This window comes from Pseudidiomarina homiensis (assembly GCF_003987225.1).
Classification (GTDB): domain Bacteria; phylum Pseudomonadota; class Gammaproteobacteria; order Enterobacterales; family Alteromonadaceae; genus Pseudidiomarina; species Pseudidiomarina homiensis.
On record NZ_PIPX01000001.1, the window covers coordinates 472,359 to 497,092 of the forward strand.

General features: G+C 48.8%; 22 protein-coding genes. 12 read left to right on the plus strand and 10 right to left on the minus strand.

Features of this window, described 5'->3' with window-relative positions:
- Nucleotides 1–7: 7 nt before the first annotated feature.
- Nucleotides 8–739, minus strand: coding sequence for a DUF1499 domain-containing protein (locus CWI70_RS02215; protein WP_241967805.1), 732 nt, complete (start codon nucleotides 737–739; stop codon nucleotides 8–10).
- 79 nt (nucleotides 740–818) lie between these two features.
- Here CWI70_RS02215 and CWI70_RS02220 point away from each other — a divergent pair, with 79 nt between their 5' ends.
- Genes CWI70_RS02220 through CWI70_RS02235 form a run of 4 tightly spaced genes read left to right on the plus strand, consistent with a single transcriptional unit; the run spans nucleotide 819 to nucleotide 4,862 of the window.
- Entirely contained in the window at nucleotides 819–1,952 is a 1,134-nt protein-coding gene (locus tag CWI70_RS02220; RefSeq protein WP_126770167.1) for an ABC transporter substrate-binding protein, read from the plus strand.
- Nucleotides 1,928–3,565 (plus strand): ABC transporter permease subunit, encoded by a 1,638-nt coding sequence (locus CWI70_RS02225; RefSeq protein WP_157980847.1) that lies wholly within the window; start codon nucleotides 1,928–1,930, stop codon nucleotides 3,563–3,565. The genes CWI70_RS02220 and CWI70_RS02225 overlap by 25 nt, the downstream gene beginning before the upstream one ends.
- A 2-nt stretch (nucleotides 3,566–3,567) precedes the next feature.
- A complete protein-coding gene (locus CWI70_RS02230) occupies nucleotides 3,568–4,248 on the plus strand; it encodes an ATP-binding cassette domain-containing protein (RefSeq protein WP_126770171.1) in 681 nt (226 codons plus the stop codon).
- Nucleotides 4,245–4,862 carry a CDP-alcohol phosphatidyltransferase family protein gene (locus tag CWI70_RS02235; protein WP_126770173.1) on the plus strand — a complete coding sequence of 206 codons (618 nt, stop codon included), beginning with the start codon at nucleotides 4,245–4,247 and terminating at the stop codon, nucleotides 4,860–4,862. The genes CWI70_RS02230 and CWI70_RS02235 overlap by 4 nt, the downstream gene beginning before the upstream one ends.
- Here CWI70_RS02235 and CWI70_RS02240 read toward each other — a convergent pair.
- From CWI70_RS02240 to metG, 4 genes are read right to left on the minus strand one after another with little or no spacing between them, the layout of a single operon-like run.
- Entirely contained in the window at nucleotides 4,804–5,649 is an 846-nt protein-coding gene (locus tag CWI70_RS02240) for a sterol desaturase family protein (RefSeq protein WP_126770175.1), read from the minus strand. The genes CWI70_RS02235 and CWI70_RS02240 overlap by 59 nt on opposite strands.
- A gap of 9 nt (nucleotides 5,650–5,658) precedes the next feature.
- The gene (locus CWI70_RS02245; protein ID WP_126770176.1) at nucleotides 5,659–6,033 is read right to left on the minus strand and encodes a histidine triad nucleotide-binding protein; all 375 of its coding nucleotides are present in this window, start codon (nucleotides 6,031–6,033) and stop codon (nucleotides 5,659–5,661) included.
- A gap of 46 nt (nucleotides 6,034–6,079) precedes the next feature.
- Entirely contained in the window at nucleotides 6,080–7,270 is a 1,191-nt protein-coding gene (locus tag CWI70_RS02250) for a class I SAM-dependent rRNA methyltransferase (protein WP_126770178.1), read from the minus strand.
- 3 nt (nucleotides 7,271–7,273) lie between these two features.
- The gene (gene metG, locus CWI70_RS02255; RefSeq protein ID WP_126770180.1) at nucleotides 7,274–9,316 is read right to left on the minus strand and encodes a methionine--tRNA ligase; all 2,043 of its coding nucleotides are present in this window, start codon (nucleotides 9,314–9,316) and stop codon (nucleotides 7,274–7,276) included.
- On the opposite strand from metG, the gene apbC reads away from it, so the two are divergent.
- The gene (gene apbC, locus CWI70_RS02260; RefSeq protein ID WP_241967806.1) at nucleotides 9,285–10,493 is read left to right on the plus strand and encodes an iron-sulfur cluster carrier protein ApbC; all 1,209 of its coding nucleotides are present in this window, start codon (nucleotides 9,285–9,287) and stop codon (nucleotides 10,491–10,493) included. The two genes, metG and apbC, sit on opposite strands and share 32 nt — an antisense overlap.
- On the plus strand, nucleotides 10,484–11,074 hold the full coding sequence (gene dcd / locus CWI70_RS02265; RefSeq protein ID WP_126770182.1) for a dCTP deaminase: 591 nt from the start codon (nucleotides 10,484–10,486) through the stop codon (nucleotides 11,072–11,074). Before apbC ends, dcd begins: the two co-directional genes overlap by 10 nt.
- Here dcd and CWI70_RS02270 read toward each other — a convergent pair.
- Entirely contained in the window at nucleotides 11,071–13,755 is a 2,685-nt protein-coding gene (locus tag CWI70_RS02270) for a M14 family metallopeptidase (RefSeq protein WP_126770184.1), read from the minus strand. The genes dcd and CWI70_RS02270 overlap by 4 nt on opposite strands.
- A gap of 17 nt (nucleotides 13,756–13,772) precedes the next feature.
- Nucleotides 13,773–14,693 carry a gluconeogenesis factor YvcK family protein gene (locus CWI70_RS02275; protein ID WP_126770185.1) on the minus strand — a complete coding sequence of 307 codons (921 nt, stop codon included), beginning with the start codon at nucleotides 14,691–14,693 and terminating at the stop codon, nucleotides 13,773–13,775.
- Nucleotides 14,694–14,980: 287 nt separating this feature from the next.
- On the opposite strand from CWI70_RS02275, the gene CWI70_RS02280 reads away from it, so the two are divergent.
- From CWI70_RS02280 to CWI70_RS02300, 5 genes are all read left to right on the plus strand, one after another.
- On the plus strand, nucleotides 14,981–15,952 hold the full coding sequence (locus CWI70_RS02280; RefSeq protein WP_126770187.1) for a DUF4382 domain-containing protein: 972 nt from the start codon (nucleotides 14,981–14,983) through the stop codon (nucleotides 15,950–15,952).
- A 155-nt stretch (nucleotides 15,953–16,107) separates the two neighbouring features.
- Nucleotides 16,108–16,626, plus strand: a complete 519-nt coding sequence (locus CWI70_RS02285) for a DUF192 domain-containing protein (RefSeq protein WP_126770189.1) — start codon at nucleotides 16,108–16,110, stop codon at nucleotides 16,624–16,626.
- Nucleotides 16,623–18,287, plus strand: coding sequence for a M28 family metallopeptidase (locus CWI70_RS02290; RefSeq protein WP_126770190.1), 1,665 nt, complete (start codon nucleotides 16,623–16,625; stop codon nucleotides 18,285–18,287). The genes CWI70_RS02285 and CWI70_RS02290 overlap by 4 nt, the downstream gene beginning before the upstream one ends.
- An 88-nt stretch (nucleotides 18,288–18,375) precedes the next feature.
- Nucleotides 18,376–18,936 carry a YgjV family protein gene (locus CWI70_RS02295; RefSeq protein ID WP_126770192.1) on the plus strand — a complete coding sequence of 187 codons (561 nt, stop codon included), beginning with the start codon at nucleotides 18,376–18,378 and terminating at the stop codon, nucleotides 18,934–18,936.
- A gap of 58 nt (nucleotides 18,937–18,994) precedes the next feature.
- Nucleotides 18,995–19,336, plus strand: a complete 342-nt coding sequence (locus CWI70_RS02300; RefSeq protein WP_126770194.1) for a hypothetical protein — start codon at nucleotides 18,995–18,997, stop codon at nucleotides 19,334–19,336.
- Here CWI70_RS02300 and CWI70_RS02305 read toward each other — a convergent pair.
- From CWI70_RS02305 to CWI70_RS02315, 3 genes are read right to left on the minus strand one after another with little or no spacing between them, the layout of a single operon-like run.
- Nucleotides 19,311–19,874 (minus strand): DUF2937 family protein, encoded by a 564-nt coding sequence (locus CWI70_RS02305; RefSeq protein WP_126770196.1) that lies wholly within the window; start codon nucleotides 19,872–19,874, stop codon nucleotides 19,311–19,313. The genes CWI70_RS02300 and CWI70_RS02305 overlap by 26 nt on opposite strands.
- Nucleotides 19,875–19,891: 17 nt before the next feature.
- Entirely contained in the window at nucleotides 19,892–22,999 is a 3,108-nt protein-coding gene (locus CWI70_RS02310; RefSeq protein ID WP_126770198.1) for an efflux RND transporter permease subunit, read from the minus strand.
- A gap of 3 nt (nucleotides 23,000–23,002) precedes the next feature.
- Complete coding sequence (locus tag CWI70_RS02315) at nucleotides 23,003–24,151, minus strand: efflux RND transporter periplasmic adaptor subunit (RefSeq protein ID WP_126770200.1); 1,149 nt, start codon at nucleotides 24,149–24,151, stop codon at nucleotides 23,003–23,005.
- 123 nt (nucleotides 24,152–24,274) lie between these two features.
- On the opposite strand from CWI70_RS02315, the gene CWI70_RS02320 reads away from it, so the two are divergent.
- A complete protein-coding gene (locus CWI70_RS02320) occupies nucleotides 24,275–24,727 on the plus strand; it encodes a hypothetical protein (protein ID WP_126770202.1) in 453 nt (150 codons plus the stop codon).
- Nucleotides 24,728–24,734 lie beyond the last annotated feature (7 nt).

Below are 24,734 nucleotides of genomic sequence, written 5' to 3' on the forward strand. Positions count from 1 at the left end.
AAATCTGTTAATTTGCCGCGAGCTGGCTCCTTAGCTGTCGCATGAATGTGTCGATGCGATCAGCATTTTTACCGACGTCACTGCGACCGACTCTTGATTTACTACGTACATCAACGCGAACTTGATCAGCTGCGTTTTCGAGACGGATGACGACGTCATCTTTGAAGCCAAACCAAAAAGTTGTGTCTGTCGCTTCAATGCGGCCTTCGGCAAGGTCACTGGCTACCAGTTGCCAGCCAAGGTCGTTGACAACGGTCAAAGCGGCTTGAAAGGTACGGTCATAGTCATTTTCAAGCGTTAAAGGTTGTATATTCGGGTAAGCTTGGCGCTGTTGATCTGCGGTTTCTTCGCCTGCGTAGTCAACGGGGTTTGGGGCCTCGGCGCGCAACGGGGCTATCGCAACAAACACTGGTGGATTCTCCAAATCGGTTGAGATATCGTGAATTGGAGGTACCGAGCGTGCAGTCTGCAATTGCTGATAGGGTAAGTAAAAACTTATAAAACCGATAATCGCGGCAATGGTGAGGGCCGCCAACGGAAGACCACGTGGGCGCTGCCAGATAAGGTAGACGATAATAAGTACCGTTGCGGCGACACCAATATAGGCGGCCCAGCGTAATAAAGTGAAGGCTATTGCTAACTCGACCCATTGCAAACGGTACAGTGGCCCAGAAATCAACAATAAAAAGCCGGCTAGAACGCCGACGATAACTAACAGTGAACCTAGTTTACGAATCATGACATGCTCCAGTGATGATAATTTTAGGCTTACGTTAAAGACTATACTCTAGATCAGAAGCAAAGGAAGACCTAATCAGGTGAAGCGAATAAAGCTATTGGCGGCCTTATTGAGTATTGTTTTGGCCACCCTAATGAGTTCAACTGTTTCGGCGCAAGACAGGTCGCAGCCGACCTCCGTACGTTTCTATGCATGGGCCGGGTCAGCCGAAGTTAACGCCTATATCCAGTGGGCAAGCCGAGAGTTGGCAGAATCTCACGCGATCACTTTACAGCATGTCAAAGTAGCTGATATTAGCGAGGCCGTGGCCTTAGTCTTGGCAAATTCGGCGGGGGAGTCAGATGCTGTTGATTTACTCTGGATTAATGGCGAGAATTTTGCGGCACTCAAAGATGCTGACCGTTTAGTCGGCGGACTCGAAGACAAGGTTCCGAATAGCCGACTGATTCGCAGGGATTTAGATTGGCACGTTGATTTTGGTACCGCGGTCGAAGGCTTCGAACTCCCGTGGGGGATAGCGCAGTTGCAATTGATTATGCACACAAAGCACGTCGCGCCCGCGCAAACTGTTGTAACACCGCAGGCATTACTTGAGTTGGCGAAACGCTCCCCTGGTCGCTTCAGCTACCCAAAGCCGCCGTCATTTCATGGTACCAGTTGGTTGAAAGCACTAGCGTTTCAACTTACTGATGATCCCGCTATGCTGACGCAACCAGCTGAACCGGCAACTATTGATACAGTGCTCAAGCCATTGTGGGGCTACCTTGACCGCTTACATCCTTATTTGTGGCATCAAGGTACGGAATTTCCGATCTCAGCGGGTCGTCAGCGGCAACTTTTTAATCAAGGTGTATTAGATAATAGTGTCACTTTTAACCCCAACGAGGTTCGGGCACTGCAATTACAAAACAAACTTGCTCCGGATGCGCGAAGTTTGAGTATCGGTGAACGTGCATTAACCAATTTTCATTATCTTGCGATCCCTCGTGCGAGTCGACGTCAACAAGCTGCGCTTGAGGTCATTAATTTCCTGCTGAGCCCTCGAGCTCAGGCGCGTAAAGCTGACCCTCAAGGGTGGGCGGATCCGAGTGTTATTCGTCTACCACAACGCGACTTGGATAGCCCTGATCCTTTAGTGGCAAGCCACCCAGAACCACATGTGTCTTGGAATGCAGTTTTGGAGCGGCAGTGGCTAGCGAGGTATCAGCGGTGAGGTTTAGCGGCTATGGCGTGGCCCTATTTGTGGGACTGTTTCTGTTTCTTCCTTGGGTGGTAGGACTGAGTGGCATAAATGGGCAAGTTCCGTGGCTGACTGCTGAACTTTGGGATTATCCGGGGTTGTCTCGCGTTATAGGACAAAGTCTCACGGTTGGTTTCACCGCTACAACGGTAAGCACAGTGCTAGCGAGTTTGATTATTTATGCTGAACAACGTCAGCCAAGTCGTTTATGGGCATTAACCTTTACGGCACCTCACCTTGCTTTTGCAGTTGCATTCTTATGGCTATTTACACCTTTTGGCTGGATTGATCGCTTATTGCCAGGTTCTTGGTCATGGTTCGAACATCAGTCTTTGCCAACCTTGACCTTGTTACTCATTAGTAAAGAGACACCTTTTTTAGTGGTTTTAGGTCGGCAACAGCTACGGCAACTACCTTTTGAAAACTGGCTTTTACAGGCCCGTAGTCTTGGCGCTTCAAGCTGGCATAGTTGGTGGCTTGTGGTGCTTCCTGCGTGGTTAAAGTCAATGCGCTTGCTGATTATTGCGGTCGCAGTTTACAGCGTCGGTGTTGTGGATATTGCAAGCGTTGCCGGCCCCATGAACCCGCCGCTGCTTGGTCCGTTATTGGTGAGTTGGCAGCAGCAGTTTGACGCGACAACCGTCAATCTAGCGGCCCAAGGGTTTTGGCTACTCATCGCATTAACGATGGTCATGGTTGCGTGGGTGTATGTGCAAGAAGCGCTCGTGCGAAAGGTATGTGGCCGTCAGTTGCGTCGCCACCGTGCCCGACAACCACGCAGCAGAGCGCAAGCCTTGCTCGGTGTCGTAGGTGGACTGCGGTGGCTTCTGTTTATCGTGAGTATTGCCAGTGGCCTAGCCCTTTTTGCAATGAGCTTTGCTGAAGGTTGGTTTTACCCAGCTTTGCTGCCCTCGGAGTGGTCGTTGCAAGGGGGTATTGCCGTGGTTAAAGATCTAGCCCCGCAGCTGCTTGAGACGTTGGGGGTCGCTTTGCTAACGGCAACGTTGGTTACCTTGGTACTGGTATGGACGAGGGAGTGGCAGCGTGCGCATAGCCGCGAACTTCCGGATCTCGTGTTCATTGCTGCACTCTTAATACCGCAAACGGCTTTAGTGCTCGCGTGGTTACACGCTGGTAGTGTGAGCTATGTAATTAGTAGCGAAACGGGTGCATGGTGGGTGACCGTCTATGCTCACTGTTGGTTTTCTTTTGCCTTTGCTTACCTAAGCTACGCACCGGCCGAGCGAGCCGAAACACAAGATCACCTTACGGTTGGCCGCAGCTTAGGTTTTAGTTACTGGCGCAGCTGGTGGTATTTCAAACGCCCGCAACTCAATGGTGCGTTGATGTATGCATTCCTCGTCAGCTTTTTGGTGAGTATTGCTCAATACGTGCCGACACTGTTGTTGGGACAGGGCTACGTGAGTACCTTAACGACTGAGCTGGTGGTGCTTAGTTCTGGTGCTGAGTGGCAAGCTCCGGCAGTGGCTGCTATGTTGCTTTGGCTGTTAGCTTTACTAGCTATCATAGTCCTCAGTAACGGCATTAGACGACTTCACTTTTCGCGCGATAAAAAGAGCAGTTGAACATGAATCAAGCTTCATCGAACGATACTCCGATTCTCATTAGTAGTTGTGTGTTGCGCTGGCAACAGGGACCGTTCATTCGCCTTCCTGAAATTAGCCTTGAACAAGGTGAAACGCTGGGAGTTATGGGGCCCAGTGGCTGTGGCAAATCAACTTGGTTGCGCTGGCTACTTGGCGTACCCCAACCCTATGTAACGATTTCAGGAACCATTACAATTGCTGGAAAAGTAATGAACTCATTGCCAATAGAGCAACGGAGTATTGGCCTAGTGATGCAAGAACAGGCGTTATTTCCGCATTATACTGTGGCAGAAAACTTAGCCTTTGCCCTGGCTCAGCAAAAATTGTCGTTGCGGGAGCAAAAAGCACTGATTAAGGAGCAATTGAACACGATTGGCTTAGCGAATTATGAAAATCGTAAGCCACATCAGCTCAGTGGTGGCGAAAGAGCGCGCATTGCATTACTTCGAGCAGCGCTAGCTAAGCCACAATTAATTTTATTAGATGAACCCTTTAAAGGCCTGGATCAAGCTCGTCGCCGACAAGTATGTGAATGGACCTACGCCTTTTTGCAAAGCCAAGGTATAGCCGCGATCATTGTTAGTCATGAGCAAAACGACCTAATTGATGCGCAACAGCAGTTAATGTGGCCACAGCCACAAGTAGATGAGGAGTTCGTATGATTGACGCTGTTCTTTATCGCCACTTGCAGCCGATCTTGAATAACATTGCCAAACCCTTGGTTAAAATGGGATTCAATGCCGATCAAATGACGCTCCTTGGGTTTGTTATTGGTTTGGGAGCTTTGCCAGCTTTGGCCTACGCACATTACGAACTGGCTTTACTCTGTATCCTGCTGAATCGCTTAAGTGACGGTCTTGATGGCGCGATGGCGCGCTTAACGCGACGCACAGACGCGGGAGGTTACCTCGATAGTGTTTGTGATTTTATTTTTTACATGGCAATTCCGTTGGGCTTTTTACTCGCTGCGCCGAACGTTAATGGTGTTGCCGCGGGGTTTTTAATGCTGAGCTTTATGGGGACCGGTTCCACGTTTTTGGCCTTCGCTGTGCTCGCTGGAAAACATGGCATTGATAACCCCAATTACCCGAATAAATCGCTTCATTACATGGGTGGGTTAACCGAAGGATTTGAAACCATTGTGGCTTTTTGTGTGTTTTGTTTATGGCCGAGTCTGTTTGTGTATACCGCCAGCATCTTTGCCGCTTTGTGTGGTTTTACTGCTTTGACGCGTTGTTATCTTGGCTATCAGACGCTGCGTCGCCTCGAGGCTTAGGTTGGCGAAAAGGAATTGCCAAGAGATAACTAAGTTTCGTGCTATCTTGGCCCGCCGGGTACTCCTTTAAGCCAATTTCAATACCGTCTGAGCCTTTTGTTGGTAAGGCATTGTAAGTGCCAAATAAACGATCCCAGATAGACAGGTTAAAACTGAAATTGCTGTCGGTTTCACGAGGGATTTGACTATGATGTATGCGGTGCATTTCTTGCGTGACAATGAGTGCGCGCACTGGACGCTCTAAACGCCGTGGTAAAGCAACATTACCGTGATTAAAGAGTGATGTCGCATTTAAAATAATTTCAAAGATCAACACGGTCATAGGCGCGATGCCGAAGGTCACGACGACGCCTATTTTAATCAACATACTAAGTAGTATTTCGACGGGATGAAAGCGCAAACCAGTGGTGGTATCAAAGTCTGTATCAGCATGATGCATGCGATGAACGCGCCAAAGAAGTGGAATTCGATGAAATAGCCGATGTTGCCAGTAAATAGCGCAATCTAAAATGAGAAAGCCGATCACAGTGATGAGCCATAGCGGCAGGGAAGTTTGCTGTAACAAGCCAAATGAGGATTCCTGCGACCAAACTGCAGCGCCAATGGCACCTGCAGGGATGAGCAAGCGCAACGTCAGCGTATTAATCACTACGATACCTAAGTTTGCCGGCCAACGTTTGCGTGCGGGTAGGGTGGCTGAACGTTTAGGTTGCCAATACTCCCACAGCAACATCAGCGCTAAAACGCCAACAAAACACCCCAGCCGCCACCCAAGCTCACTTGTCATGGGGAAAAACTAACCCACTTGTTTCGGGGCGCTATTGGCGTAGGGCGGCCAACCTAAGGTTTGCCCAGCCAAGAGGTGCAGATGAATATGATAAACCGATTGGCCACCGTCTTCGTTGCAGTTCATCACCACGCGATAACCATCTTTGGCAAAACCATGTTGCTGGGCGATTTTGCGCGCCACGACAAATAAATGGCCAACCAGCTCACGATCGTCTTCGGCAATATCGTTAATGGTCGCAATTGGTTTTTTCGGAATGATCAGCAGGTGCACAGGGGCCTGTGGGTTAATATCCTTGAAGGCGAGCGCACTATCGTCTTCGTAGACGATATCAGCATCGATTTCGCGACTGATGATCTTGTCAAAAATCGTCGTGTTACTCATAACTTACCTCATTTGACAGAGCCTATTTATGCTCATACTAGTCAACTCAGCCTCTGAGTACTAGCCCTTTCAAGTACAGCGACTCAGGAAAATTAGTGCGAACTGGGTGATCAGCGCCTTGGAACAGTCGTTCAATAATATGCAATGGGCGTTTGGCATCTAATGCAGCATCGGCGACCACTTTCTGGAAGAGCTCATTACTCAACAGCCCAGAGCACGAGAAAGTCATTAAAGTACCGCCCGGATTGAGGAGTTTACAGGCCATTCTGTTGATGTCTTTGTAGCCGCGACAGGCACTGTTTAAGTTCGCCTTGCTGTCGACAAACTTAGGCGGGTCCAACACGATAGTATCGAAACGTTCACCACGGTGATGAAAATCTCTTAGCGCTTGAAATACGTCTTGCTGTAGGTTACTTAAAGTTGCGAGGTCAAGTTGATTACGTTGGTGATTAGCGGTGGCTTGCGCTAAAGCACTTGCTGAAACATCAAGGTTAACCACTTCGCTCGCGCCAGCCTGAGCGGCAAATAAACCAAAACCACCACTGTAACTAAATGCGTTTAACACCCGTTTATTACGGCTATATTTTTGTACCGCTAAGCGACTGTCACGCTGATCAAGGTAGTAGCCGGTCTTGTGGCCTTGCACAATATCAATACCAAGCTCTAAACCGTTTTCATTGATCCAAATGAGGTCGTCGGCCTTCGCTTCGGCGTGGGCAAAGAGCACACCGGTGCGTTGTTCAAGACCTTCTTTATTGCGCACGTCGACATCCGAACGTTCGTAAATATTACACTCAGGAAAGACAGTGCGCAGGGCTTCAATAATACTGTCGCGCCAAAGCTCTGCACCGGCACTAAGGAGTTGGCAGACGAGCCAGTTATCGTATTTGTCGATGGTAATGCCGGGGAGCTCATCCGCTTCAGCGGCAACGACACGATAGGCGTTGCTGGTAATGGCCAGCCCGTCACGTAATTGCTTGGCCGCAGTAATGCGCTGCAAGAAAAATTCCGCATCAATACTTTCTTGCTGTTGAAAACTCCACACGCGTACACGTATTTGCGATTGGGGAGACCAGGCGCCATAACCAAGCCAGTCACCCTCAGCACTGTGAATGCTGACGGTGTCACCAAGTTGTGGCGTGCCTTTTACTTTTTCAATCGCGCCACTAAACACCCAAGGATGCAGGCGGCGAAGTGACTTACACTTTTGTGGTTTTAAATGTACCGTGGCGACCATCGTTTAACTTACTCGCATGCCTGGCTGAGCGCCATCGTGCGGATTCAAAATAAAGATATCTTTGCCGCCAGGACCTGCCGCAAGCACCATACCTTCGGACATACCAAAGCGCATTTTACGTGGCGCTAGGTTGGCGACCATCACCGTATGTTGACCGATTAAACTCTCAGGGTCGTAGGCAGATTTTATGCCGGCGAATACTTGCCGCGTTTCACCGCCAAGATCGAGCGTCAATTTCAGTAGTTTGTCGGCGCCTTCTACGTGTTCAGCATTGGCAATGCGAGCGACACGAAGATCGACCTTGGCAAAATCATCAAAATTAATTTCTGCTGCGATAGGGTCTTTACTCAGCTCGTCATTTGCAGTGCTGCTGGATGCTGCCGGCTGATTGGCGGCATTAGCTTCTTTAGAGGCATCAATCATTTTAGTTACGTTATCCATATCAATACGTTGCAAGAGGGCCTTGAAAGGCGCTATGGCATGATCTTTCAATACCGAGCGATGGCTGTCCCAATTGAAGTCTTCATTCAAGAAAGCTTGTACTCGCTGCGCCAATTCTGGAACCACGGGAGTTAAATAAATCATCAGCAAACGGAACAAGTTTATGCCAATTGAGCAAATTTCATGAACGCGTTCAGCGTTGGCTGGGTCTTTGATTAACTGCCACGGCTCTTCTTCGGCAATGTAAAAGTTGGCCTTATCTGCGAGCGCCATAATGTCGCGCATAGCACGGGAGAACTCACGTTTTTCAAAGGCTTCAGCAATGCTGTCACCCGCTGCCTGAAACTCTTCGAGTAGATTTGTTTCGTTTAAGTCGGCTTTTAACTTACCGTCGAATTTTTTCTGAATAAAGCCCGCGCAACGGCTAGCAATGTTGACCACTTTACCTACCAGATCGCTGTTTACCCGCTGCGCAAAGTCAGTGAGATTAAGGTCAAGATCATCAATCCGGCTCGTCAGTTTAGCGGCAAAGTAATAGCGTAAATAATCTGGGTCAAGATGATCCAAATAGGTACGCGCCATAATGAACGTGCCTTTTGACTTCGACATCTTGGTGCCGTTAACGGTGATGAAACCATGCGCCCAAACATTTGTTGGTTGGCGGAAATTTGCCCCTTTAAGCATTGCTGGCCAGAACAGGCTGTGGAAGTAAATAATATCTTTACCGATAAAATGGTAAACCTCAGCATCGCTGTCTGGTTGCCAGTAGCTGTCAAAATCCGCGTTGCCAGTCGTCGTGCAATAGTTCTTGAAACTACTCATATAACCGATCGGTGCATCCAGCCAGACATAAAAATATTTACCCGGTGCATCAGGGATTTCGAAACCAAAGTAGGGGGCATCACGACTAATGTCCCAGCGCTGCAGGCCAGCTTCAAACCATTCGTTAAGTTTGTTTGCCATTTCTTCTTGCAGTGAGCCGGAGCGAGTCCAAGCCTTTAACATGTCTTCGAAGGCTGGCAGGTCAAAGAAATAATGCTCTGATTCACGCAGCTCAGGCGTCGCACCGGAGACGGCTGAAGTAGGATTCTTTAGCTCGGTAGGTGCGTACGTGGCACCGCAAACATCGCAATTATCACCATATTGATCCGCCGCACCACATTTCGGGCATTCGCCTTTCACGAAACGGTCAGGCAAAAACATTTCTTTAGTTGGGTCATACAACTGTGAAATGGTTTTGGTTTTGATGTGACCAGCGTCACGCAAACGGGTGTAAATAAGTTCCGCTAGTTCTTGGTTCTCTGCACTATGGGTCGAGTAGTAGTGATCGAATGCGACATTAAAATCACTAAAGTCGGCCTGATGCGCGCGATTCATATCGGCGATCATTTGTTCCGGCTCAATACCCAATTGCTGAGCTTTCAACATGATCGGCGTACCATGCGCATCATCTGCACACATGTAGTGGCACTCATGGCCTCGCATCTTTTGAAAACGTACCCAAATATCGGCTTGGATATAACCCAGCATATGACCAATATGAATTGGTCCATTGGCATAGGGAAGCGCATTGGTGACCAAAATCTTACGCGGTGTTGTTGTCATCGAATTCGTCCGTCTAACTACCCATTTGAAAGTTGTAAAAGTGTACCTGAAACAGTGCTGGCAATCCACCAACAGTCACCGTATCATGCGGCATAAACGCGTGTTTGGAGAAGTTATGTTCTGGAAGAAATCAGAGTCGCAAAAAGCTGCGCCTGCTGATGCGCACTTTACCGACGAACAGCGTGCCAGACTGCAAGCATTCCGTCTGCCCAGCTGGCAACAGCCGGTACCCGACGATTGGTGGCAGAAAGAAGGTGACCGAATCATCTTGAATTTGCCTTTTGCTGCGCATGAACGGTTGCTGCAAGATCTCGCCAACGAAGATTGTTTTTCTGGCTACACGATGAGTGTGCGATGTACGATTGAAAAATTGCAAAACTCGCAACCTGACCTGCCGTTGGTATACGGGAACGTCATAGTGGTTTCATCCGGCAAGGGTGGGGTAGGAAAGTCATCAGTTGCGGTACAATTGGCCTTAGCATTGGCGGAAACCGGCGCGGTTGTTGGTATGCTGGACGCTGATGTTTACGGCCCTTCGTTGCCAACGATGTTGGGCGGTGCTGATGAAAAGCAAGCAATGTCGCCGCAGAACAAACTTATTCCTCATCTACGCCATGGTGTTCACGTAAGTTCAATGGGGTATTTGGCGGACGCCAAAGAAGCTGCTATCTGGCGGGGACCTATGGCTAGTGCCGCGTTACAACAACTGTTTCGCGACAGTCAGTGGCCACGGCTTGATTACTTGGTTGTTGATATGCCGCCCGGCACCGGTGATATCCAATTAACCCTCGCACAAAAAATGCCGATAACCGGTGCAGTAGTCGTTACCACGCCGCAAAATGTTGCTTTGGCGGATGCCGAAAAGGGCATTGCGATGTTTCGTAAGATGGGTATTCCATTAACCGGTTTGGTCGAAAACATGAGCTACTATCATTGTCCAAAGTGTGGCTTCGAAGAAGCTATTTTCGGTCGCGATGGCGGCCAACGTGTTGCCCAGAGCTACGACGTGCCGCTGCTAGCACGCTTACCTCTGGCGAGTGCTGTGCGCAAGGCTTTGGATGACGGCGTGCCGTTAGTAGTGTCTGAGCCTAAACATGAATTAAATCAACCTATTAGAGCTATGGCTGCGGCTATAGCGGGTCAGCTTTATTTGCAGGAGAAAGCAAAATGCGCCTAACGGATCGGCAAATTGTCAGCTACTTAGATGCACAAAGAATTGCCATCGAACCACGGCCCAAAGCAGAAGATATTAGTGGTGTCACTGTCGACATTCATCTGGGCAATGAGTTTCGCGTGTTGGAAGATCACGCCGCACCCTATATCGATATCAGTGGTCCGCGCGAAGCCATTGAAAGTGCGATTCACCAAATCATGAGTGACCCTATCGTTTTACAGCCGGAACAGGCGTTTTTTATCCACCCAGGTGAATTCGCCTTGGCTGTAACGCATGAGAGTGTGACCTTGCCAGCAGATATGGTGGGTTGGCTTGATGGGCGTTCGTCCTTGGCGCGGCTGGGATTGATGGTGCATGTAACGGCACATCGTATCGATCCAGGTTGGTCAGGACAAATTGTTTTGGAATTTTTTAATAGCGGTAAGCTACCTTTGGCGTTGCGACCGCATATGAAGATAGGTGCACTGAGCTTTGAGTTGCTTGATGAGCCTTGTGCGCACCCTTACAGTAAACGTAAGGATGCGAAATACAAAGATCAACGCGGCGCCGTTGCTTCACGCATTAGCGCCGACGATAAGGATTAACGGAGCGGTCGTGCGTGCGATGCCCCAGCAAAGATTGCGTTGGCGAGGGTGATCGTCAATCCGTCGAGATACGCACGATACGTAGGCTCTTGGGCGAAACTGATTACCATTCCACGTCCACGTGGCTGCCACATAAGATACGGTTTATGTGCCAATTGCTGCTTGTTTTCTGCCCAAAGGTAACCACTCGCCAATACTTCATCAGCTGACGCATAGGTAAGTAGGTTACGACCTTTGTTGATCGTTAACGGGCGGAAAATCTGATTGCCGACAGTGATACTGTTAACGGTTTCTGGAACCCCGGCCGTAAGCCAATGTTCTTGGTCAACGTCCAGCTTGGTGAGTACACCAGAAGTCCAGTAAGGGTCTGTGGTCGCTCCATTGACGTAGTCGTGTAAATGTTCCGTCGATTCTAATAGTAAACCGTCGACACGCGCTTCTTTGTGAACTTCAACTTGCGCGTCTTTGCTCGCACTTTCAAGCGCACTTGCTAGTAAGTCATTCTGCACTGCCCACGCTGAACTTGTGCCCATTGTGATAAGCACGCCACCGCGCTCAACCCAGCCTTTTAGATTGTTGGCACCATCTTCACCTAATGCGTCGGCGATGTTGCCATAACTCGCTGGTAGTAACAGCACTTGGTACTGACTGAGGTCGGTACGACGCAATTGCGCTGCGCGAATAGCAGTGACTGGGTAGCCCAACTGACGTTCAATCACAAAGCGGGTATGGCCAGCGTTTAAGCTGCTAAATGGCTCATCCCATGCCATGGCGATGCGCGGAGCGTGAACGTGCTGAACGTTATTGGAACCAAAGTTTGGCCCGTCAACAATCCAACTTGAGTCGACACCGTTAATTGTCGCGCCAGTCTCTTCAGCAAGTTGTGTCAGTTGCTCGACCAGCTTAGCGTCGTTGTCAGCACGCGTAAAAATTAACGAACCTGCAGGGTAACGTTCACCTGATTTAAGCGTAAAAGCGAGGTCACTCTGCTTAACGCTCAAGCCTTCGCGTAATGCTGCAGCCAGCAAGCGTGCGCCATTCATATCTCCCCACGTTGCTAAAAAGCCGACTTTAGCATCCGCATTTGTTAATTCTCCGGGAACGAGAGTGGCGCTGCTGGCGACTTGCAAGTCGGTACGCGGAGCGCGCTGACAGCGTTGTTGTGGCAGATTGAACATTAACGGCAAAGACCAAGCGGTGACGTCGTAGATTTGGTCGGGTAAATTATTAGCTCGTAGCCGTTCCTGCTCGTCAAGAAAGTCTTGCGCCATATTTACTTGTTCATCCAGCAACGTACGAATCATATAGTGAGCCGGCTGCGCACTGTCGATAACTAAGCTGCCAGCGGCAAATTCACTACCACAGGCGCTAAACGCTTGGTTACTTTGTTGAACGTTTACGCCATGCTGCGTAAGCAAGCCGGCGAGTCGCTGTACACCGGCACGATCACGTTTGGCATCAATATAAATAAAACGTTCGTCGCTCGCCTTACCGTCAGCAATTGCCTGCTGTCGATAGTTCCAGAAATTTTCCAACAAGCGTTTACGTTCACGGCTCGCGGTCTCGATGGTCGCTAACGAGGCGACAAAGTGCCGTTGTACGCCGTCACCGTAAGTCAGAATAGTGCCATCTTTGGTACGGAATTTATGCCCACGAGCTGATGCCATTTCGTAGGTCATTGCTAAAGAGCCGTGATAGAGAGGCCAACTTGCGCCGTAGCCGGGGTAAAAAGCATCAAAAATTTCCCGGGTGAAGTAATCGTAGCCATGTTCGTCGAACCAGCGCCCATTGTTCTCGCCAATGCGCCACAGTGATTCGCGTTGGCTCTTGGCGATTAATGGATTGTACGGCCGCGCTTCAGGGGTGAAATAATAGCTTTGGTCACCGCCCATTTCGTGCAAGTCGACAAAAATGAGGGGATAGGTGTCGAGCAGTGCGTCGACTTGCCCAGCTACTTCAGGCTGCGTTAAAGCAAGCCAGTCACGATTGAGGTCGAATAAGTAATGGTTACTACGTCCACTCGGCCATGGCTCGTTGTGTTCAGCCGAAATTCGGTCACTGCTATGTTCCATGCCTGCGGTCATGTAGTAACGACTAACGAAACGCGCTCGACCGTCAGGATTTTGTACTGGGTCGATAAATACGATGGTATTGTCGAGCCACTGTTGAGTCTCGGTATCTGCTGCGGCCAACAAATGCCAAGCTGTCAGCAATGCTGCTTCTGGTGATGAGATTTCGTTGCCATGGACACCATAAGAAAGCCAAATACTACTCGGTAAATCAGCAATGAGTTTTTCAGCTTGCTCGGCGTTTGTCGTTTGTGGGTTAGCTAAAGCTCGCATGCCGTCGCGAAATTCGGCAAGATTACTAGTATTTTCAGCATTACTAATTGCGACATAGTATAGCGGGCGGCCTTCCCAAGTTTGACCGTAATGAACAATCTCGACTTGTTGTGGATGTGCGGTTTCAAGTGCTTGAAACGCCTCGTAAATAGCTGCCGGGCTCGATATTTTACTGCCAATGGGGTAACCCAAAACTTCAGTTAAGTTGACGGGTGAATTCTGGTAGTCGACCGTTAAACCGAGACTGCTCGTTTCACTATCTGCAGGGAGCGGAGCGGAATGCGCCAAAGGTGCTGCCAGACACAGAAAAAGTGCGGCAGAGAGATGCTTTAACTTCATGATAAGAACCTTCTTCTTTATGCTGTTGTTAGTATTTTTAATGCGCGATTTAGTGCTTGCTGCAAGCTTACCTGATCATGCCGCTGCGGCGCAGTGCTATCCGCTTGGATACTATTTATGTGTGGCAAACTGAGTGCCGAGTCTGCATGGTTAGTGATGACGAGATCAATAATTTGACGGCCGAGGGCGCGCTCAAACCATTTTAGTCGCTCGCTCAAACAAAGTTCACCTGCAGGGCTGTGCTCGGGTAACAGATTATCAATAAAAATCACTGGGGCAGGGCTGGTTTCGATAGCTTCCACGATACCATCGACGAGTAACGGTGGCATGATCGAGGTGAGGAAACTTCCTGGTCCAATAATAATAAGTTCACTACGGCGTAAATGTCGTAACGCCTCAGGCGTTGCCGATACGCGGTTAGATAAACGTAAGTGGCTGGGCATATGATGCAATTGGTCAACCAATAATTCGCCGAAGCATTCGAGCCCTTCGTGCGTGTCCGCCACAAGGTCGACCGGTGTTTCGGACATCGGAAGCAAGCGCGTGTTGACGTTTAACAGCCGGCTTAATAACTGAATGCCATCCAGTGGACGCGCACTGATTTGATTTAATGTGTGGAGCAGTAAGTTGCCGAAGTTATGTCCCTCGAGCTGCGGGTCATCGGTAAACCTGTAATTAAGGACATCGGCGGCAAGCGGCTGATCAACCAATTGCGACAAACAGTTGCGGATATCCCCCCAAGCAATGGTCTTTTGTGAGCGGCGTAGCAAGCCACTCGCGCCGCCATTGTCGGTGGTCGCGACGATACCAACCAGACGCCGCTCCAGAAATCGTAAACTCGCAAGAACGCGCCCCAGGCCATGACCGCCGCCGATGGCTGTGACTTTTGTCAAACGCTCTAAGTCGGTAGATGCGTCTTTTTTCTCGCTGGAGTGCATGCGCGGTTCCCTGAATGGTTGAGTGCGTTTGTTGTGTGCTTGCTACTTTATGCCGCAGAGCTCATTTACGCAATTATTCTGACCCGTAGCGTTGATTTAAAGCGAACGCTTTTTGTTAGTTCTTTGCAAAACTCCTAAACTATTCACTATAAGGGACTAAAATTTGTTTACTAAACGACGGTAGAAATCGTTTGCACTGTAAATGGCGTGTAAAGGGTGTTTTCACCATTTCATTTACGGAATAGGTTCGTATAACATTCATCACATATTACATGAGGTATAGAGCCATGTTTAATAAATGTTTATATCGTAGTTTAATTGTTAGCGGTGTCGCCTTAGCCTTAACGGCTTGTGGCGGCTCTTCAGATAGCAACGACGACCAAATGGCGCGTTTCTCGCTTGGCGTAAGTGACGCTCCCGTTGATAACGCAGACGCCGTAGTCGCCTGTTTTAATGCCATTGAACTGGTGGGTAATGGTCAAGGAACTCAGACTTTTACTATCGGCGAAACCGATAACACTGTTGCCAGCAATGATGTCTGTAAAGATGAAAACGGTGACACTATCCCAAATACGTACGGCGTGGATCTATTAAGCTATACCGGTTCGGACTCAGCGAGTTTGATTGAAGGAATTGAAGTCGAGCCGGGTACTTATGGTCAACTACGTCTAGTTATGGCTGCAGGTTCTTATGTTCAGGTTGGTGACCAGCAGCTCCCGTTACAAGTACCTTCGAACGAGCTGAAATTCGATAGCCTTACGCTTGATGTAAGTGGCAATGCTGCATATACAGTGGAGTTCGATTTACGTCAGGCCATGGTGGATCCCGTTGGTATCGAGGGGTACTTCCTTAAACCGCGAGGCGTCCGCTTAGTGAACAATCTGTCGATTGGTCATATCGAGGGCTCGCTCGCTGAGGAATTATTAATTACCAATTCTTGCACAGTCGCGCCAAGCGACGTGTCTGAGCCAGTGGCTGTGGTGTATCTCTATGAAGGAAGTGACTTAGAGATTGCCTCCCTGGCAGATGTGGGTGGGGCAGAGACCCATCAACCGTATGCCGTTGCAGCGGTGTACTTTGATGGTGTTTCTGCCTACACCTTTTCTGTCGGTTACGTAGCGGCAGGTGATTACTCCGCTGCGTGGAGCTGCCAAACGGATGACGATCCTGAGGCAGACGATGACCTAACATTTAATGGATCTGTAAATGTTAGCGTTGATGGAGATGGTGCGGTGACGACTGTAGACATCTCTGGATAAACGCGCTGACACTTTAGTTAGTGCATGTTTATCACTTTGTTCTCCAATTTAAAGCCCCGCAAGGGGCTTTTTTGGTTTTCTGCGGCAATGGCTTTTTTTTCGATGCTAATCGAGCCATACTTAGCCCATCTTTTCTCGAACCTAAGTGATGCAGTATGCAAGAGAAGAAAACTCTGCTTAACCTTATTGCTGTGTGTTTAGTTACTTTTAGTCCTATCGCTAGCGCACAGGCAGAATGCGGAACTGGCGCCGACCAACAGTGTAGCTATGAAAGTACCCAGCTCTGCCTAGCTGATCATGAGCAACCGGTCATGCAAGTTGAAATCGCGGATTCTTTTGCGAAAAGAGCACGCGGACTTATGCATCGCGAACAACTAGCTGAACATCAAGGCATGTGGTTTGTGTACGACAGTGAACGTCCTGGCTACTCAGGATTCTGGATGCACAACACGAAAATTCCATTGGACATCGCCTACCTTGATCAAAACCTACGTGTTGTGAAGACCTTCACAATGCAACCTTGTACCAGCAAGAACTCTCGCAACTGTCCATCCTATCGACCTAATGCTAGTTATTGGTCGGCGTTAGAGATGAATGCGGGGTACTTCAATGACTATGACATCACCGTCGGAACCCAACTACAACAATGTAAACAACAGGAGAGCAACCGATGAAAAAGCTTTCGGTACTGGCCGCAAGCCTGCTTATTGTGGCATGTAGCCCAGCCAGTGAGCCTGAAACAACGACGTCACCACAAGTGGACGTTGATCCATATAGTTTCAACGAAAATTACCGCGATTACTTAGCGACATTAAGCTCAGATGAGTTTGAAGGCCGTGCGCCAGCGAGTAAAGGCGAAGAACTGACCGTGGCCTTAGTTGAAGAGAAGTTTCGTAGTTGGGACCTTAAGCCCTATAACCAAGAAGAAAACAACTACCAACAACAAGTTCCTTTGGTCAAGATGACACCGTACAGCGTGTCGAATATGTCATTCTCAAATAATGATCTGGGTGAGTTTGCCTACAAGCAAGACATGATGGCTTGGTCACCTCGAGTGCAAGAGGATGTTGCACTTACCGATAGTGAAATGGTCTTTGCTGGCTATGGAATTGTCGCTCCAGAATACGGTTGGAACGATTACGAAGGGCTTGACGTTGAAGGCAAAACCGTCGTCGTTTTGGTTAATGACCCAGGTTATGACTCCGGAGATCCTGAAGTCTTTAACGGCAAGGCGATGACTTATTACGGGCGCTGGACCTACAAGTTTGAAGAGGCTTCTCGGCAGGGCGCAGCGGGCATTATCGTTATTCATGAAACCGGTCCTGCGGGTTATGGCTGGGGCGTGATCGCCGGCGGTTCTCCAGTGCGCTTTGATTTGGCGCGGGAAAACAAAAACATGGACCGCACTGAAATTGAAGGCTGGATCACGACTGAGGCAGCAGATAAGTTGTTTGCACGCTTAGGCTCGTCTTATGCAGAGATGCGTGAGCGTGCGCAGCAGGCAGACTTTGCGCCAGTAGCGTTAGAAACAGCGATGTCAGTAAGCGTGCAAACTGATTTTGAGTATCTTAATTCGCCGAATTTGATTGGTTACATTGAAGGCAAAAGTAAGCCTGAAGAACATGTGATTTATATGGCGCATTGGGATCATATGGGAATGAACCCTATTGCAAGCGATGACCAGATTTATAACGGTGCACAAGACAATGCAACGGGTACAGCGGGCGTGATGGCAATCGCTGAGTTTTTCGCAAGCCAGCCACAGCCGGAGCGGTCGGTTGTATTTGTCTTGGTTACCGCAGAAGAGCGTGGCTTATTAGGTTCTCAGTGGTACGCAAATAACCCGATGTTACCGCTTGGTAAAGCGGTTGCCGGTGTGAATATGGATGTGCTTAATGTGTATGGACCTATGCGTGACATGGTTGTCGTTGGCCACGGTAACTCTGAATTAGAAGAGTACCTAGCGAAGTATGTTGAACAACAGGATCGCTACGTCGCACCAGAGCCAACCCCTGAAGCTGGTTCTTTTTATCGCTCAGATCACTTTAACTTGGCGAAAAAAGGCGTACCTATGCTGTATGCCAAGGGTGGTAACGATCACGTTGAACACGGCGAAGCCTATGGCAAAGAAAAACGCGCCGAGTACGTTCAGGTCGCTTATCATAAACCCGCTGATGAATATGACCCAGAGTGGGATCTGCGAGGCGTTCAGCAGGACCTTTGGCTTTACTATTGGATAGGCAATGAGTTAGCTAACTCCGAGGCATGGCCGAATTGGTATGCGGGCAATGAATTCCGTGCAATTCGGGATGAAACTGCCAGCGAACGCCAGTAAACTATACGATATTGGTTAAGCAACGGCGGCGACTTTAACCAGTTGCCGCCGTTTTTTATGGTTACGGAAAACCTGAGAAGGACAAACGGTGTTAAGTTACACAGCTGAACTATTTGGTGTTATTGCCTTAATTACGAATTTTATTGCCTACCGTCAACCGACGGCGGATCGTTACCGAGTGGTGTCAGCCATAGCGTTGGGATCTTTGTCGATTCACTTCTTCATGCTCGATGCCATCGCTGGGGGAATCGTTACCGGCATTGCCGTATTAAGAAATTTTATTGCGTTGCGCTGGCAAGGGCCTATCGTCCTGTGGAGTTTTGTCGCTCTGCATATTTTCTTTCTTATTGTGGAATGGCAATTTCCGATCACGGCATTACATTTTGCCGACGGCTTTCAAATCGAGTTTTCGGAACAACCGAGTCACTGGTCGATTTGGATTGCGTATGCGTCGTCGATTATCTTTACGGTTGGCTCGATAAAGTTAAACGATCCCGATTTGATTCGCCGATGGTTCATTTTGGCAGAATTGCTTGGTTTAGCCTACGCCATCATTGTCGGGAGCGTATCGGGAACTGTGTTTAATATCGTAAACCTTTCAAGCATTATTCTTAAATTGTTACAGGATAGACGGCCACAACGCTTGTAATTTGTCCTTGCCGCCACAATAGTAACTAGTAAGTTCCGAAGTAGAAGACGTGAAAACTATGCTTATATACATTCGTCAATGGCAAGAAAAAATGAAACCACAACCTGGTGCCAATCCACTGGTCGTTATCTTCAGTTGGTTGGTGTTTGGTTTTTTCTTGATTTTGGCGCTTGGGCTCGGTCTGTTGTTTTTGTTGGTCGGCTGGATTTTACTGTTACCAGTGATGTGGAGAAAACGTCGCGAATTGAAACAGATGTGGCAATTCAAAAAAGCTGCCCAACAAGCACAACGCGATGCACAACAACGCTATCAACAGCAACGCCAGCAGCGTCGCGACGAAAATGATAGCTCAGTTATTGACGGTGAGTATACGGTTAAAGACGACGACCACTCACGTTAGTTGTAATACGGCGGCGTGAAAACAACCTTTTCAGCACCGCCCAAAGCACATCGGTAAGAACGGCTATCGCCAGCGCAAATAATGCTCCAGTGGCTAACGCCTGCTGGTTTAATGGCACGTTGAAGCTGTATTCCTTGATTGTACCGTCGAGCAACTCTTCGTTGTGTTGCCACATCAGTGCCCAAAGCTGGGCAGGGTAACTTTGCTGATGTAGACGTGTTTGTTGTTCGAAGAGGGCGACGCGCGTGACTAACTTCTCGATAATTGCTGCTTCTTCCCGAAAAGCAGCTTCAGAGCTTGCTCGGTGCGCATCGATTAAACGCTCCAAATCACCATTGTAATAACGATCGGCAAGCGCTTGATAATCTTCATAATAGACCATCGCCTCAGCGTATTGCGCAGCAAGACGTTGTTGATATTGGTTGAGCAGGTTCGGTGCTTGTATACCCAGTAGAAGTGCTGCAGCGGCAATGATGAGAATAAAGTAGCGATAAATCATGACTAAGGTTACCTCAATGGCTTGAGATAACCTTAGCATGATGAGGGCTTATCAGCCTAGTCTTCTTCGCGTACCTTAGGTGGGAAGGTGCGACGTACGATATAGAACAACAACGGCACAAAGAAAATCGCCAAAATTGTGCCGCCGATCATACCGCCGATCACCCCGGTACCAATCGCTTGACGGCTAACTGCACCAGCGCCCGTTGACAAAGCTAATGGCAACACCCCGAAGGTGAACGCCAATGAAGTCATAAGAATAGGGCGTAAGCGCAAACGCACAGCTTCAAGCGTTGCAGTTAATAACTCTTTGCCTTGTGCTTGCAAGTCCTTGGCAAACTCAACAATCAGAATCGCATTTCGCGCCGAAACACCAACTGTCGTTAATAGGCCTACTTGAAAGTACACGTCGTTTTCTAAACCACGCATGGTCGCAGCAATCACAGCACCAAGCACACCCAGAGGAACGACTAACATGACCGAGAATGGAATTGACCAGCTTTCATAGAGCGCTGACAAACATAAGAACACGATCAACAGCGACAGCGCATAAAGCAGCGGGGCTTGGTTTCCTGAAATCTTTTCTTCGAGGGAAATCCCGCTCCACTCATAGCCGACACCGTCAGGAAGTTCATTAATCATCGCCTCCATCGCCATCATTGCATCACCTGATGACTTACCGGGAGCAGCTTCACCTTGAATATTCATGGCGGGTACGCCGTTGTAGCGTTCTAACCGCTGTGGACCAAAAGTCCAACTCGACGTCGCAAAGGCGGAAAACGGCACCATTTCACCTTGGTCATTGCGCACGTACCATTGGTTGAGGTCCTCAGGCGTCATTCGACTCTCGGCGACACCTTGAACATAAACCTTTTTCACGCGCCCCCGGTCAATGAAATCATTAACATAGGTTGAACCAAAGCCGTTGGCTAAGGTGGCATTAATCTGTTCAATGGACAGTCCTAATGCTTTGGCTTTTTGAAAGTCTACATTGATTTTGAACTGTGACGTATCTTCCAAACCATTGGGTCGGACACCAACCACGTCAGGGTTTTGTGCCGCCATACCCAACAATTGATTTCGAGCTTGCAGTAGGCCTTCGTGACCTAAACCACCGCGGTCTTGAATATAAAGATTAAAGCCACTGGCATTCCCCAAAGAAGGGATCGACGGCAGGTTAAAGGCGAAAATCATGGCTTCGCGAACCTGGCTAAAGTACCCCATAGCTTGGCCAATAATAGCTTCGATCTGTAGTTCGGGCGTTGTACGTTCTGACCAGTCTGTCATGCGCACGAATGCTAGGCCCGCGTTCTGACCTTGTCCACTAAAACTAAAACCGACCACCGAGAACACCGAGCGAATACCTGGGGCTTCATCAAGAAAGTAATTCTCGATTTTCTTCATTGTCTGCATCGACTGATCTTGGGTTGCCCCAGCCGGCAGCTGCATTTGTGTAAGGAATACGCCACGGTCTTCGTTCGGGATGAACGAGCTTGGCATGCGTAAAAACATAAATGCCAGCACCGCGAGAAGCATCATGTACAACACGATAAAACGAGCACTGCGCTTAATGATACTACCAACACCATTGGTGTATTTGGCGGTAACGCGGTTTAAGCCGCGATTAAAGCTACCCATGATGCCTTTGTTCTTTTTCTCGTCATCAATAGGCTTAAGCAGCGTTGCACAAAGGGCAGGGCTGAAGATAATCGCTACCATCACCGATAGACTCATCGCGGAAATGATGGTGATCGAGAACTGTCGGTAAACTGCCCCCGTCGATCCCCCAAAGAAGGCCATCGGCACGAACACTGCTGCCATCACCAAGCCGATAGCGACCAATGCGCCGGTAATTTGGCCCATCGATTTTATCGTTGCCTTGCGTGGTGATAAGCCTTCGTCATGCATCAAACGTTCAACGTTCTCGACCACGACGATGGCGTCATCCACCAACAGGCCGATGGCGAGCACTAAACCGAACATGGTAAGCGTATTAATACTGAAACCAAAGGCAGACATGATGCCAAAGGTGCCGAGCACCACCACCGGGATAGCGAGTGTTGGGATCAGCGTGGCCCGCAAGTTTTGCAGGAACAGTAGCATCAGCAAGAAAACTAAAACAAAGGCTTCAAAGAGAATCTTTACGACTTCGGTAATTGAAGTTTCGACAAATGGCGTGGTGTCATAAGGAATCACCAGTTCCACACCAGGCGGGAAGAATTGCTCAAGTTCAGCCACACGCTCTTTTACCGCTGCTGCAGTATCGAGCGCATTAGCTCCGGTCGCTAGGTTAACGGCAAGACCAGAGGCTGCTTGGCGATTGTAACGGGCAATCGTGGAATAATTCTCACCACCGAGCTCAACTTCGGCAACGTCACCAACTTTAACTGCCGATCCGTCGTTATTGACTTTCAGCAGGATGTTCTTGAATTGGTCAACCGTTTCGAGCCTTGTTTGCGCAATAATCGAAGAGGTTAAGCGCTGACCTTCAACCGCTGGCGTACCGCCCAATTGTCCTGCTGCTACTTGATTATTTTGCTCGCGTAGCGCCAAGACAACATCAGTCGTCGTCAGGTTATAGCGGGTAAGCTTTTGCGGATCGAGCCAGATACGCATGGCGTAGGGGGCACCAAATAATCGCACGTTACCAACACCAGGCGTTCGTGCAATAGGATCTTGCACGTTACTTGCGATGTAATCACCAAGGTCGATCTGATTAATTTCAGGATTATTCGAAATCAAGGCCAAAACCATCAGAAACGAGTTATTGGCCTTGGCTACGACTAAACCTTGGTCCTGCACAGCCTGCGGCAACAATGGCACCACTAATTGCAGCTTATTTTGGACTTGCACTTGGGCAATGTCGGGGTCTGTCCCCGCCGCAAATGTCAGCGTGATACTGGCATTCCCTGCCGAATCACTGGTTGACGAAAAGTACATTAAGTTATCAATACCATTCAGGTTTTGTTCAATCACCTGAGTGACACTTTCTTCCAGTGTTTCTGCCGTTGCCCCTGGGTAGGTGGCGTTGATTTGCACCGACGGTGGCGCAATTTCTGGGTATTGTTCGACCGGTAGCTGCGTCACCGCAAGCCCGCCACCGAGCATAATAATAATGGCTATTACCCATGCAAAAATTGGGCGATCAATAAAAAACTTGGCCATAAGTTACTTCACTTCTTCCGTTTGCACTGGCGCACCAGGCTGAATTTTTTGCAGCCCCTCGACAATAACTTGGTCACCAGCTGCGAGACCACTGCGAACAATCCACGCATCGCCACTGGTGCCGTCTAGCTCCAGGTAACGCTGTTCAACTTTACCTTCTTGATTGACGACCATAGCGATGGCTCGGCCCCGAGGATCGCGTGAAACTCCGGTTTGCGGTACTAAAAGGGCATCCTGCAAGGAACCTGAGGCAACTTCCGCCGTCACATACATGCCAGGTAAAATACGGCGTTCTGGATTGGCAAATTGTGCACGCAAGGTAATTGCGCTCGTGGTCGGATCGACAGTCACCTCGTTAAACAACAATTTACCTTCAGCCAAGACTTCGTTGCTACCGTTCGCAAATAGACGCACGCGCGGTTGATTGTCCGCCGCCATAGTGATGCGGCCCGAGGCAATTGACTGTTGTAATTGTAAGTAAGCTTCGCTGCCTTGTTGGATATCAACATAAATTGGGTCGAGCTGATGAATTGTTGTCAGCGCTTGCGTTTGACCAACACTTACGAGCGCTCCCTCGGTAAGAAGTGAGCGACCGATTCTTCCACTAATTGGCGCCTTTACCTTCGTATATTCAAGATTCAGCTCGGCACGCTCTTGCTCGGCGAGCGCTACTTTAAGCGCAGCCTTCGCCTGTAGATAGGATGCTTCTGCTTCATCATATTCTTGTTGGCTAACCGCTTTTTGTTGCAAAAGGTCTTGTAAACGATTAAATCGGGCACTACTTGCAGCCAGCGTGGCTTCAGCTTGAGCGACAGCAGCTTCGGCAGCGCTTAAGTCAGCTTGATAAGTTGATGCATCAATCTGGTACAGTGACTGTCCAGCTTCAACGGTACTACCTTCAGTAAAAAACTTCTGTTCTAAAATACCGCCAACTTGCGGTCGCACCTCAGCAGTACGAAACGCGGTAGCACGACCAGGCAAAGTCACCTGTAACTCGACATTTTCGGGTTGTATCGTGACGACACCCACTGTTTGCTGTTGTTGTGCTTGCTGTTGCTGTGCAGCACCTTCGTTACTATCGCTGCAGCCACTGACAAATAGGGCGCTCGCCAAGACAGTTGCCGCAATCGGTGATAGGGTACGTTGACGCATTAAAATCTACCTCATACATTTAGGGTGCGTAGTTTAGGTGCTCAATTATACATACATACATGAATGTTTGTAAGTGCGGATCACATATTTATTGGGCTTACGTTCACTTATTGGTAAAAGTTTATGTCATCGACCTTTCGTAAGAGTTTAATTGCTGGAATTGCTGTTTTTTGTCTCGGTTTACTCGCTATTTGGTGGTGGCAGGGCGCATCGACTGAGAAGGGCTCGCGCGAACGCAATGCGCAATATACCGAGCTTCTTGAATTATCGGGCCAACTCAACCGTGATTTACCTCGTCTTTTAGATCGTCAAACGCGTTTTGAGCGCGCTGAAGTGGTGAATTATGGTATGCGTTTCTATTACAGCTTAGTCAGTGTTGATCGCTTTAATCACGATGAAGCTGAGATTGCACAACAAGTTGAGCCTCAGTTACGCAATGCTTACTGCAATGATGAAAATTTAGCCTTCTACCGAGAACGCGCTGACTTCATCGAATTCCAGTATTTAGATCAAAACGAATTAAAGATTTTTCATTTTCGCTTTAGCCCTGCCGATTGTAGGGCTACAAAGGGGTAGATAGTAT

What these genes read in the sequence shown, in the direction of transcription:
- dcd (WP_126770182.1), top strand. Translation starts at nt 10,484, where the DNA reads ATGCGCCTAACGGATCGGCAAATTGTCAGCTACTTAGATGCACAAAGA.
- metG (WP_126770180.1), bottom strand. Translation starts at nt 9,316, where the DNA reads ATGACAACAACACCGCGTAAGATTTTGGTCACCAATGCGCTTCCCTAT.
- CWI70_RS02285 (WP_126770189.1), top strand. Translation starts at nt 16,108, where the DNA reads ATGCAAGAGAAGAAAACTCTGCTTAACCTTATTGCTGTGTGTTTAGTT.
- CWI70_RS02290 (WP_126770190.1), top strand. Translation starts at nt 16,623, where the DNA reads ATGAAAAAGCTTTCGGTACTGGCCGCAAGCCTGCTTATTGTGGCATGT.
- CWI70_RS02305 (WP_126770196.1), bottom strand. Translation starts at nt 19,874, where the DNA reads ATGCTAAGGTTATCTCAAGCCATTGAGGTAACCTTAGTCATGATTTAT.
- CWI70_RS02320 (WP_126770202.1), top strand. Translation starts at nt 24,275, where the DNA reads ATGTCATCGACCTTTCGTAAGAGTTTAATTGCTGGAATTGCTGTTTTT.
- CWI70_RS02215 (WP_241967805.1), bottom strand. Translation starts at nt 739, where the DNA reads ATGATTCGTAAACTAGGTTCACTGTTAGTTATCGTCGGCGTTCTAGCC.
- CWI70_RS02250 (WP_126770178.1), bottom strand. Translation starts at nt 7,270, where the DNA reads ATGGTCGCCACGGTACATTTAAAACCACAAAAGTGTAAGTCACTTCGC.
- CWI70_RS02240 (WP_126770175.1), bottom strand. Translation starts at nt 5,649, where the DNA reads ATGACAAGTGAGCTTGGGTGGCGGCTGGGGTGTTTTGTTGGCGTTTTA.
- CWI70_RS02300 (WP_126770194.1), top strand. Translation starts at nt 18,995, where the DNA reads ATGCTTATATACATTCGTCAATGGCAAGAAAAAATGAAACCACAACCT.
- CWI70_RS02270 (WP_126770184.1), bottom strand. Translation starts at nt 13,755, where the DNA reads ATGAAGTTAAAGCATCTCTCTGCCGCACTTTTTCTGTGTCTGGCAGCA.
- CWI70_RS02310 (WP_126770198.1), bottom strand. Translation starts at nt 22,999, where the DNA reads ATGGCCAAGTTTTTTATTGATCGCCCAATTTTTGCATGGGTAATAGCC.
- CWI70_RS02315 (WP_126770200.1), bottom strand. Translation starts at nt 24,151, where the DNA reads ATGCGTCAACGTACCCTATCACCGATTGCGGCAACTGTCTTGGCGAGC.
- CWI70_RS02230 (WP_126770171.1), top strand. Translation starts at nt 3,568, where the DNA reads ATGAATCAAGCTTCATCGAACGATACTCCGATTCTCATTAGTAGTTGT.
- CWI70_RS02275 (WP_126770185.1), bottom strand. Translation starts at nt 14,693, where the DNA reads ATGCACTCCAGCGAGAAAAAAGACGCATCTACCGACTTAGAGCGTTTG.
- CWI70_RS02280 (WP_126770187.1), top strand. Translation starts at nt 14,981, where the DNA reads ATGTTTAATAAATGTTTATATCGTAGTTTAATTGTTAGCGGTGTCGCC.
- CWI70_RS02235 (WP_126770173.1), top strand. Translation starts at nt 4,245, where the DNA reads ATGATTGACGCTGTTCTTTATCGCCACTTGCAGCCGATCTTGAATAAC.
- CWI70_RS02245 (WP_126770176.1), bottom strand. Translation starts at nt 6,033, where the DNA reads ATGAGTAACACGACGATTTTTGACAAGATCATCAGTCGCGAAATCGAT.